4 protein-coding genes and 1 pseudogene are annotated in these 12,435 nt (G+C 44.6%); all 5 read right to left on the reverse strand.

Translation table 11 applies throughout. The annotated features are described in order from the left end of the window. Nucleotides 1–76 precede the first annotated feature (76 nt). Nucleotides 77–1,435, reverse strand: a complete 1,359-nt coding sequence (locus QUB63_RS20525; protein ID WP_332947143.1) for an ABC transporter ATP-binding protein — start codon at nt 1,433–1,435, stop codon at nt 77–79. A 166-nt stretch (nt 1,436–1,601) separates the two neighbouring features. Beyond that, nucleotides 1,602–1,835, reverse strand: a complete 234-nt coding sequence (locus QUB63_RS20530) for a hypothetical protein (RefSeq protein ID WP_332947144.1) — start codon at nt 1,833–1,835, stop codon at nt 1,602–1,604. A 562-nt stretch (nt 1,836–2,397) separates the two neighbouring features. After that, nucleotides 2,398–2,796, reverse strand: a complete 399-nt coding sequence (gene crcB / locus QUB63_RS20535; RefSeq protein WP_332947145.1) for a fluoride efflux transporter CrcB — start codon at nt 2,794–2,796, stop codon at nt 2,398–2,400. Nucleotides 2,797–3,051: 255 nt separating this feature from the next. Continuing rightward, nucleotides 3,052–4,157 (reverse strand): annotated as a pseudogene (locus tag QUB63_RS35125) (ISAs1 family transposase). A gap of 124 nt (nt 4,158–4,281) precedes the next feature. Beyond that, the coding region (locus QUB63_RS20545; RefSeq protein WP_332947147.1) for a Calx-beta domain-containing protein at nt 4,282–12,435 on the reverse strand (8,154 nt) is incomplete at its 5' end.

Consider the following 12,435-nt stretch of genomic DNA (forward strand, 5'->3'; position numbering starts at 1 on the left):
CTGCTGTCAACTGAATACTGAATACTGTCAATTGAATACTGTCAATTGAATACTGTCAACTATCAACTGTCAACTGTCAACTGTCAACTGTCAACGGATCTTTAGCTTCGGATTCTAGGAAGATTTCGCCCCCTGGTGCGTCGTAGCTGTACAACTCGGCATAGCGACCCCAATCAATCGCAGTTTTCAATTGCCGCATGGCTTCTTGGGGGCTAAAGTGGGCTTCGAGAATGTCCAAAATCAACTCTTCAGAAATGCGGTGATTTCGCTTAGACTGAAGCATTCGAGAAATTTGCTGTACGAGGCGAATGTTGCCCAGAATTTGGGTGCGAACAATTTGTTTGCGCTGGTCAATTCCGCCGTCAATGAATTGAATTCCAACTGGTGTTAACAGCAGGTCGCCTTCTTGAATTACCAGGAATTCCATTAATTTCGCGGCTTCGACGATCGGCAAAATGTCGTCTACCTCTAACATTAATTCTTGACCGAGGCGGTAGAGGTCTTTCTCCTTGCGGTCTTCTAAGAGTTCCAACAAACCTGCGATCGCACCGGTGCGCACCTGCGGCAGAGATTGGTATTTAGCACTGGGCGCGGGCTCAGGTTGAGACACCGTAGTGGCATTTGCAGTAGGTGCAGCCAGGGTTTCGCAGCTTAACTCTGGATTCGTCAGAATTTTGTACACTTGGTCTACGAGGGATTGGAATTCTGCTGTTTTGCGATCGCGGTAGTGCGGCAAAGTCACCGTCAGTTCGGCGCGAATTCGTCCGGGATTGCGGCCGAGGACTACAATGCGATCGGCTAAAATTACCGCTTCCTCAATCCCGTGAGTTACGATTAACACAGCTTTAGTCGGAATCTTTTTTTCCAGCCACAAATCTAATAACTCAAACCGCAAGTTTTCTGCCGTCAGCACATCTAAAGCTGAAAACGGTTCATCCATGCAAAGCAATTCGGGTTCTACCGCCAAAGCTCTAGCAAATCCCACCCGCTGCCGCATTCCGCCGGAAAGTTCTTTCGGATAAGCATTTTCAAATCCATCCAAACCGATAATGTCAATCATGCGCAAGGCTTTTTGCCGGCGCGGTTCTGGCAATTCTCCTTTAGCTTTTAAGCCTAATTCTACATTTTCTAGTACCGTCAGCCAGGGATAGAGGGCAAAGTTTTGAAATACAATTGCTATCCCGGGATTTAAGCCGACTAAGGGACGATTGTGGTAGAGAACTTGACCGTCGCTGGGCGGGATTAGTCCGGCTATCATCCGCATTAATGTTGATTTTCCGGAACCGGAAGGACCGAGCAAAGCTACTATTTCGCCCGCTCGCAGTTCTAAATTAATTGGCTCTAAAATAGATATTTTTTGACCGTTGGGCTGCTGGTAAGCCTTGCTAACGCCTTCTAAGGTAATGAGGCACTCTGTTGCTGTTTGAACTACCACAACTAAACCCCCTCGCTTGTTGTTTAACTTTAGTTATTAGTCATTAGTCATGAGTTATTAGTCATGAGTTATTAGTCATTAGTCATTAGTCATTAGTCAACAGTCATCAGTCAAAAAAAATGTATAACTGATAACTGACAGCTAATAACTGACAAGTTACTGCCGACTATTTGGTCGATCGCCCGCGACGGGCGATCGCCTTGGAACCAGGAATAAGACTGGAATAGCAGCTCGTGGGAGCGCAACTGAAAATACAACCAGCCCGGAAACCAGAGCGATCGTACAAAATTCCCATCGCCAAACTGCCCAGAAACCATGATAGGCCATAGCCTGTATTAAATATCCCATAGGCTGAATGTCTTTTGTCTGAAGGCACGAGTCCGGCTAGAGCGGCTTTCAAAATCGAAACTCGTCAAATCCTCTCGGCTTAAAGGCTTCTCGCCCTCGAACATCACAGACAATCTTTGGCGCTGTAGCCCCTGGGTGGGACAGCAGTACGTCGCGGGCCCGAGTGCATATGCTTTCTTTGTCTGTGCGATCGGCGATCGTCAATGGGGCGGCTGCTTGTCAGGTTCCTGTTAGCGGCTGTATTGATGAATAAGTAGATGACGCGGGAAAATATATAAGTAGTCATTGCGAGCGAAACGAAGTGAAGTAAAGCAATCGCAGAGATTGTGACACCAATACACATTCTGTTACACAGCAGTGTTTCTTTCCGCCTACCTACTTATACCGATCGTTGTAATTTTCCAATACTGTCGAGTTTTGTCGCTGACATAGCCTGCGAACAAGCGCAATCCGCAGCCAATTAACTCGCCCCAACGGCAATAGCTAATACCATTTTAGATTTTATATTGAAGAATTGAAGAATTGAGAATGACTTGTGGCATAAGGGTTTGAAGTTGGCCTAATGTTGCCTTCTTGTTTTTTTGACTGGTATTCTTTGCACAAACCGATTTTATCTATTTTCCTAAGCGAGCTAGAATACTGCCTAACTGAACGGCGATTACTCCTAGTATGGCACTGCCAGCCCAGTAAAAAGCTGCAAAGCTGTAAAAGCGATCGCGCAACAAGACATTCGTCTCTAAACCGTAAGTTGAAAAAGTAGTATAAGCCCCCAAAAAGCCCGTTGCCACCATTAACCGCACTTCCGTCGGAACAGCCGGCACCCGTTCCAAAGCCAGGGTGATAAAAAATCCCATAGCCAAGCAACCGGTGATGTTAATAAAAAAAGTTCCGTAGGGAAAAGCCGTGCCGAAACGGTTGGCAAACCACAAGGTGATATAATACCGGCTCAAAGCGCCGGCAACGGCACCTAAACTAATTGCGATCGGAGGGCGCAGATTCGGGTCTTGCAGCATCAAACGATTTGAGATTTGAGATTTGAGATTTATACCACAGATTGTGCGAAATAGTTAAATATTTTTGATTTTTTTTATATTGTAAGAAGGGCGATCGCTCAATACGCTTGGGTTAAAACTGTTTATCCCCCGGAGATCCCTTGCAGCATCCCCCGGATAGTCGGGGGACTTTAAGAACTCTCTTGTCCCCCCCTTTTTAAGGGTAGGGCTGTTTCATTCTTGAGTAAAAAGGAGCAAATAGAACTAAGATCAAGACTAAGTGCAAAAAGAGAGGATATACTTCAGATTATGGCTCCAAGAGCTAATCGCCTCCGTCAAAGAATCATATCCATGAATCCGTAACAGGGTTAAGACCCAAGTTTTCAGCAAAGATAGGTTAATCGGAGCCATCCCAGCTTTCTGAGGACTAGAATCTTCTTCATAGACCACATCTTTAACCCAATGGAGACGATTCTCAATCTGCCAATGTTGCCGAATTCCTAACTCTAACTGTCGAGAATTAGGAGCCAAGGAACTGAAATAGTAACCAATTCGATGATAGGGGATATCTCCACGAGTTCCCCGTCGCTCGACTTTAATTACACAACCAACTTGAGACCATTGCGGGTCAAGGTTTGGTGGGGGAGCAAATACTTCGACTATTCTTTGACTCTGGCGGTTTCTGGTTCGTTCTTGGCTGTGGTAAGTTTTAACGGGATTTGGCTGTGATGTTTGTTGTTGAATTTGTTGATAGAGTTTCGGTTGGTTGGCTTTAACTTTAATTAGGTAATCATTGCCACTGTTGACAATCTCATCGACGGTTTTTTTTGACAGTGGAGAGCATCTAATGTGAAGACTACCCCTTTTAAATCCAGTATTTCCAGCAATTCTAGAACTGTGGTAATTTCACTGGTCTTTTTGTTTTCCATCACTTTCACCCCCAGGACTATCCCTCGCTGATGACTAAATACAGAAACCACATTAATAAAGTTTTGTTCGCAGATAGCATAATCAGTCACAGTATTTTTCAATCCCTTACCATCAATGCTTAACCATTGATGACTAGGCATCTGTCCATACTGACTTGCCCATTGGTTGAAGGTTTTTTCCAGTTCTTCATAGTCTAATCCCACCAGGACTCTTCTAATTGTTGAGTAGGATGGTAATCGGGCTTGAGGAATTGAGAGCAATTTGATTAATTCCCGACGATGACGTTCCACAAATCTGCCGAGTCCTCTATAGCCCCAATCACCACTGATAATTCCCATGATGACGATTAGTAGCACTAACCACAAAGGATGACGGCATCCTGAAGACTGGCGAAAGTCGGGGATTTGTTTGAGATAGTCAATTAGACTGTTATCCAAGTTTTTAGGGTACATCAAGATTAATATTGACTTGTTTCGCTATATTTGTCGATTATACTCCTATTTACTCAAGAATGAAACAGCCCTACCTTTTTAAGGGGGGCGCCGGGGGGATCAGCCTTAACAATCGCGTATTCGATTAGACAAGCAGTTGGAAATCCTGTGCAGTTATCAGGTTAGCTTGCACTCCAATTAAATTTGCCAACACCAGATTACCAGAGCGAACTAAAGTCGCATTACTCTCTTGAGTAATCGTCAACTGTTCAAACCGCAAACCGCCGGATAATCCTATCAAGTCCTGCCCCTTTGTAAAGTCGGCAATAATGTCAATTCCCTGACCGTTACCTAACACAAAAGTATCCTTTCCTTGACCCCCAATTAGACTGTCACCGCCCAAATCACCAGTCAAAATATCGTCACCGATGCCGCCGGTCAGAGTGTCGTCTCCATCTCCTCCAGTCAGGATATCATTTCCTTCGCAACCGTCTAACAGATCGTTATCTTTGCCGCCAAACAAGAAATCATCACCTTTGCCGCCGCACAGCGTATCGCTGCCAGCCTGTCCGAACAGAGAATCATTCCCTTTGCCGCCGAAAATTATATCGTTGCCTTTGCCTCCAAACAAGGAATCATTGCCTTTGCCGCCGTCGGTAAAATCATCACCTTTGCCGGCGTTAATTAAATCGTCAGAGTCGCCACCGTGGAGCAAATCATTCCCCTGATTTCCGAAAATTGTATCAGCACCTTCGCTGCCAACTACAATGTCATTCCCTTTGCCGCCAAACAGCAAGTCATCCCCTTGGAGACCATCTATAAAATCATTGCCTTCATTGCCGTTGAGAGTGTCGCTGCTGTTGCCGCCAAAGAGGTTGTCATTGCCTTCATTGCCGTTGAAGAAGTTAGGAATGTTAGTGCCAAAAAAGGCGTCAGCTAAAGGTGTGCCCCTTCTGACCCCACTGCCGCTAGCGATCGTATTTTCGACAGCATTCGGGCGATCGAAGTTGGGGTAGGGGATGCGATCGCAAATGCACTCATCGTCAGGCGTTTCAGGGCTGGTAGCGATTTCAGTGCTGGTAGCTATTTCAGTGCTATCAGGCATTTCAGTGCTGGTAGTGATTTCAGTGCTATCAGGCATTTCAGTGCTATCAGGCATTTCAGCGCTATCACTGGTTGGTGTTGCCGTCGCCGTCGGCGTGGTGACAGCAGTTGGCGTTGGCAGACGCCGGGGAACAGGTGCAACGGTAGTATTATTGCCGGTGCCGGTGTCCTCGGAGGTAGGTGCCAGAGAATCGACGATCGGGTCTTTGAGAGCCTTCGTCTCGACAACGGGACGGACTGTAGGGTCATTTACCTGCACCTTCACCATCCGATCCAGAATCGCCTCTTTGGTGTTTAGAGCGAGGAAATCTTCAACCTTGATAGTACCCGCTGCCAGTTTCGGCAGTCCCACCGCAATTTGACCCACAGACACCGCCTGCAAGCGAGTAATTTCAAGGGCAATATCCTTAATAGGACGACCGCTAGCAACGAGATCCTTGACGATTTGATTGCCCAAAGCCACGATCTGAGCGGCGGCTGATGCCACACTTTTAAGTTGGGCTACGTTGATTGTGGAATCCGATTCGGCAGCTTTGGTAATTGAGTCTTCAATGAACGCCTGTATTGTTTCTGTTTTTGCTAAATCGACAGGCACTCCACCCTTTAAGGAAAGCGAGATTGCAGCAATCGGCGCACTAGCCAATTGAGCCAGCGCCACATCACTCACCCCATCAATAAATTTGGCAGTTTGAACAATGGTATTTTGTACCTGAATTGCCGCCGCATACAACGCTAAACCATTGGGATCGTTATTTGCTACCGCCTCTAAGGGGTTAAACGTTGCCAAATCAACATTCGTAGGTAGTCCTAACGCAGCTTTAACCTTGGTTTGGGCTTCAGTGACATCCATTCCTTCCTGTGCCAGTTGCGCCACCATCGTTGTCAGCGGTGTCACCATTTTGGAACCGTGCACAGAACTTAATGGCGTATCCAAAGTCAAGCCAGTGGAGATATCTTGACCGCTGATTAAAACGACCTTACCTTCTGTAGGGTCAAGCTGGCCATTTTTATTGGTATCAAACTTCTCAACATCCGCCTGAAGTTGGAAACTGCCATCAGGGAACGTCATTGAGTAAGACTCACTCTCATCTTGGATGTTGTTGAAATTCGCATCAAAGAACACCCACGCGCCGGTGATGTAACCATCTTGAGCCGTAGCCGGTTTGGCACCAGCTCGGAAGTCATAGAGAGGAAAAGATGCGAGTTTTTTAGTTTGTTTAGAACTCACGAGAGTCTCGTAATAAGCATTAAAATAGGCTTCAATACCGCCTTGCAGATTTATGACATCTGACGGACTTTTAAAAATCAGCGCCAGATCGCTAGCCCGCAGCTTTCCATCGGGAGTCGCGCTAGGTTCCATTAAATTCAATTTAGCAGTGCCTTTAATTCCCCCCTCAACTCCTGCTTCTGCGACCAAAGCATCAAGTTCAGCAAAAGCACCAATGGTTGCTTCAAGGATCAGTTCGGGAACATTATCCCCCGTCCCATCAGCATTGGCATTCGTACTCATGTAGAAGCCATCAAGTAAGTCTGAATCTCGCTTCGTTTCTGCCCATTTTCTCATTCCGTAGGTGTCATATCCGATGGGAATGCTGCGAAGGTTAGCTGTTAAACTACCTCGAAGACCTCCTTCAAGCACTCCAAACACTCGGAAACCAGCTTTAATCTCTGCCCCCAATTCCAGGGCAGGTAATTTGTAGGTCATTAGGGGAACATCTTCCCCTGCTAATAACTTGCCAGCACTTTCAGCTTTGGTCAAAATTGGCAAGTCAAAATTCTCGAAAGCCCCTGCTAACTTACTGGCAATTTCTGCTTTTTTGTCGGAACTTCCCTTTTTCTTATCAACCTGACTTTTAACACCTTCACCAGCAACCTGTATTTGCTTTTTCATTTCATTTTCGGTTGCTGCTTTTTGAAGTTGCTTGCTTTGTTCCTTCGCTTTTTGATATGCTTCAATTTTTTTCTTGAGCTGACCAGAATCATCAGCAAATTGATAGAAATCATTAGGAGATTGAGTTGCCTTAACATCGGAATAAAATTCGTAAGGCTTAAGGTCAATTGCAAGATTTCCATCTTCTTTCAACGAGTCTTCCATCAGCCTTGTAAGGCTGTCTATTTCTTTGACACCCTCAATAAATGGAATATATTTCTGTGCCGATACTGGCGCAAATGTTTTGATGAGATCCAGGGGAGTGACTTTACCATCTTTGTCTGCATCTAGCGCCCCAACTAAACCAACTTCGCCAAAAATTTTAGTGTCGGTATCCAAAAAGTCTAAGATGGGTCGAATGGGTGCAAGTATCCGTGAAATGTTGCCAAAAATGGGCTTGCCAAAGGAGGAAATAAAATTTCCCAGATCCAGTTTAATGTTATTGAGTGTGAAGAAACTAGGGGTGTTGTCTTGGGTTAATTTGCCGTTAACATAATTAACTGTTGGCAAATCGCTGTAAAGGTTAAAATTTAGAGATGGTAGTCCAGCTTTCAACAAAACGTTACCATCTAAGTTCAGGGTTCCGTCTGCACTGAGAACCGAGTTATAAAGTGGTTGAGATGTATCTTTTGTCCCAAATGAATTGTATAAGTTGCTGGCAATTTCAGAGGGCATCAGTCCAAAACCATCTGCGTCGGTTCCTGACTTATCAAAATCTCTCAAAGAGATTTCTAATTTTGCCTGAGATTGACTTTGTTTTTCATTGGTGGATTTTGCAATAAAATCAACGGGCAGAAATCCACTGCTGCTGTTTCTAAAGAGGGAGTCATCTTTTACTTTTTCGTCAATGCTGGTGCTTAAACCTGTTTTTTCTGTATTGATATACCATCCCAACTCAGGCTTATAAGCAAGAGCCATAGAAATATCGTAATTTACAGTTGTTTGACCGGTTGAATTATCAAGACCCAACTTCACCCCGTTTTCATTGAATTTAATTTTCTCAAAAAGGTTAAATCCTTTGCTGTCAATGCTGCTGTTAAAACTTTCTTGACCCTGAATCTTCAACTGTAAGCTATTGTCGGTTCCTATAAAGCTGGTGCTATCAAGAGAAAATCCTGTCGTCGGTAATGCTGAGGAAAGTGCTAGTTGCAGTTGAGTGCCGGTTATTTGAGAATTTTTATTCAACACCTCCGTCAAACTTTGACCTAATTTAGAAAGTCTGCTTTCTATTTTTTCGGTGGGGAGTTGACCAAAAAATGGTAGTTTTACATTCTTACCAGTATCAACCGCATAAACAGCTAACATATCAAAAGCAAGTTTAGCTATCTCTGCTCGTGTCAATTTATTCTCAATAATAGTTGCTTCAGCAAAGCTATTTCCAACGGTAGCATTGGTTGCCCCACGCAATACAACTTTAAAGCGTTCGTCAGTGTCAGCTTTTTTGTCAGGGTTGACTTTAACTCGAATAGTTTTTTGAGTTTCTCCGGGAGCAAATGTTAAAGTTTCAGCAGGAGTTATGGGTTGGTAATCTTTATCTACAACTGTTGCTGTACCATCTTCTGTGCGATAGCGAACAGTAATCGGAAGTGTGCTAGCACTATCTAGTTTAACGTTAAAAACTGCTTCGTTAGTTGCACCAGTCTCTCCCTCTAAAACAGAAGTTGGAGCGATGTAAATTTTTTGTTTTGTTCCATTAGGATAGCTTACTGTTGAATCATTAAAATCATCAATGACTGCGACGGCCTCCCCGACAGTAATCTTGCCATTGGTCGTCGCACTATTGAGAACAACGCTAAAGGTTTCGTCTCCTTCTTCTTTGCTATCCCCAAAAACCGGAACATTAATTGTTTTTTTGCTCTCATTTGGCTTGAATGTAACGGTTTTGTTAGTGAGTGGTGAATAGTCCCTTTCACCACTCTTTGCACTGCCATCTTTGGTACTATAAGTAACTGTTACTTCTTCATTAATGGGTTTAGAAAGAGTGACTTCAAATTGAGCAGGGTTCGACGCTCCCCCATCTTCGTCAACAATAGTATCGCTAATAGATACTAGAGGTCGATCGTCGTCAATAATTGTAGCAGTACCAGTCGATTTGCTGCTGAGAGCAGCATTTTTAGGGTTGCTGAGAATGACGCTAAAGGTTTCATCTTCTTCAAGCTTCGTGTCCCCAATAATTGGCAAGGTAATTGTTTTCTTAATTTCTCCAGGTGCAAAGGTAATTGTATTGTCTCTTCCCGTACCATAATAATCATTGGAATGGACATCCGTTTTCGCTGTGCCATCTTGCGTTGTGTACTCCACTGTAACGGGAACAGGGAGAGGTGCTGTTAGGCTTACTGTAAAAGTAGCATCGGTTTTTCCGCTGTTACCCTCAATTACCCCAACATCATCAATTGACAGATTTATTTGGTCACGAATGGTAATGGTTCCAGTTCCTTTGCCAATTGTGCCATTCATGGGAAGCCCCGTAGGCTGGTTGAGAATCACAGAGAAAACTTCATCAGATTCAGTCTTGTTATCCTTGACAATGGGAACCGAAATATTTTTAACCGTTTCCCCTGGCATGAATGAGATAATCTTGCTTTGAGTTGAATCTTCTTTAAGATAGTCTTCCCCTGCTTTGGCCGTGCCATCTTCGGTTCTGTATGAAACGTAAACTTTTTCACTGCTGGGGCTAGAAAGTTTCACCTCAACATCTGCTTGTGGAAGTCCATTAACGATACGACCTGCTGCTTCAGAAGCATTGGCATCGCTAATAGAAATCGTGGGTTTGACATCATCATTGATGAGGGTAGCTTTACCAGTGTTTTTTACGATTTGGCCACCCACCGCCTCGCTGAGAGTAACTTGAAAAGTATCGTCTTTTTCAAAGAAAGAGTCTCCATTGACTGGAACTATAATCGTTTTGCTAGTTTCTCCAGGCTGGAATGTTAAAGCTGTTCGCTGAATAGCTTTATAATCTACAAAATTATCAACAGGCTCACTTGTGTATGGTACATAATGAGATGTTTCATAATAGACAGTTACCGGCGCACCTGCTGCTTGAGAAAGTGTAACTGTAAAAGTGGCTTTACTGGAAAAAGTGTTATTATTACCGTCGCCGTTTCCTTCCTCTAAACGAATATCATCGATAGAAATATTAGGTTCTATGTCATCATCTTGAATCCTGAAGCCTTGCGTATAGTTCTCAGAGGTAACGATAACGTTATTGTCTACGGCACTAATAACAACATATCCCCACTCATCCTTTTCTTTTTTTCCATCACCCACAACAGATACAGTGATATCTTTTTTTGTTTCTCCTGGATTAAACGTTACTACTGTTGGCGAAATTTGAACGTAGTCCTTATCTGCCACTGTTGCTGTGCCATCAACAGTTTTATAACTAACTTTTATGGGTACGTTACTGAGACGGTCTAGGTAGATAGGAATAGTGACGGTAGACGTGCCACTATTTCCTTCTTGAGTGTTCACAATCTGATTGTAGACAAGGATACTCGCCCGAGGCGCTCCGTCATCACTGTTGATTATTGCGATGCCCCTGGCTTTCTTAATTACCGCATTTTTAGGATCGGTTAGGTTGACTGTAAATATCTCTGTATTTGGCTCATAAACACTGTCATTTACAATTGGGACTGAAATAGTCTTTACTTGTTCTCCTGGTGCAAATGTAAGGGTGCTTTTTGTAAGCGCTGTGTAATCTCCATCTGCAACTTTTGCGGAGACATCAAAAGTTTGGTATGAAACAGTGATAGGTTCGCTATTTGCTGATGACAGCGAAACTGTAAATGTTGCATTGGTGGCGGATTCGTCTACCTCAATATCCGTAATAGAAATAGCTGAAACGGTTTTGAAGTTCCAAGTGGTTGCCCCAGTAATTCCAGCGTAGTTATTGCCAGCTAAGTCTTTAATCGCACCGTTGGCAATTTCTACATAGTAATCAGTGCCATCAACTAAGTCATTGACCGGATTAATCGTGACGCTAGAACCGCTAACTGTGACATTAGCCGCAGTCACATTAATAGTTTCAACAATTGAGTTATCTGAGACTTTCTTGATGACAATATTGCCGATGCCTTTTTGTACGGCTTCACTCAAGGTGACAACTAAATTCGCACCCACAGCCACACTGGTGGCATTATCTGCGGGGGTGAAAGTGGCTGTCGGCGCTGTGGTGTCAACGGCGGCAGCCGTGGTGAAATTCCAAGCTGTTGCCCCTGTAGTGCCGGCATAATTGTTGCCCGCTAAGTCTTTAATTGCACCGGCGGCAATTTCAACGTAGTATGGAGTGTTTGCTGCCAAGTCAGCAGTCGGATTAACTGTAACAGTAGAGCCGCTAACTGTGACATTACCCGCCGTCACATTAATAGTTTCAACAACTGAGTTGTCGGAGACTTTCTTGATGACAATATTGCCAGTGCCTTTTTGGACGGCTTCACTCAAGGTGACGACTAAATTAGCAGCAACTGCAATATTGGTGGCGTTGTCGGCGGGGGTGAAACTGGCGGCTGTGGGTGGTGTTGTGTCAGCGGCGACAGCAGTGGTGAAATTCCAAGCAGTTGCCCCTGTAATCCCAGCATAATTATTACCTGCTAAGTCTTTAATTGCACCGCTGGCAATTTCAACGTAGTAACCAGTACCTGCTACCAAGTCAGCAGTCGGATTAATGGTGACAGTAGAGCCGCTAACGGTGACATTAGCCGCAGTCACATTAATAGTTTCGACAATTGAGTTATCCGAGACTTTCTTGATAACCAGATTGCCGGTACCTTTTTGTACAGCTTCACTCAAGGTGACGACTAAATTCGCACCCACAGCCACACTGGTGGCTTCATCTGCGGGGGTGAAAGTTGTGGCGGTAGGGGCTGTGGTATCCGGTGCGGCAGCCGTGGTGAAATTCCAAGCAGTTGCGCCTGTAATCCCAGCATAGTTGTTACCAGCTAAGTCTTTAATTGCACCGGCAGCAATTTCAACGTAGTATGGAGTGTTTGCTAGCAAGTCAGCAGTCGGATTAACGGTGACAGTAGAGCCGCTGACGGTGACATTAGCCGCCGTCACATTAATAGTTTCGACAATTGAGTTGTCCGAGACTTTCTTGATAACCAGATTGCCGGTGCCTTTTTGGACAGCTTCACTCAAGGTGACGACTAAATTAGCACCCACAGCCACGCTGGTGGCGTTATCAACTGGGGTGAAAGTTGTGGCGGTAGGGGCTGTGGTATCCGGTGCGGCAGCCGTGGTGAAATTCCAAGCAGTTGCGCCTGT

Origin of the sequence: Microcoleus sp. ARI1-B5, from assembly GCF_036705795.1 — a bacterium.
Lineage (GTDB): Bacteria > Cyanobacteriota > Cyanobacteriia > Cyanobacteriales > Microcoleaceae > Microcoleus.

Excerpts from the sequence above, each read along its gene's own strand:
- crcB (WP_332947145.1), bottom strand. The coding sequence starts at position 2,796 with ATGCTGCAAGACCCGAATCTGCGCCCTCCGATCGCAATTAGTTTAGGT.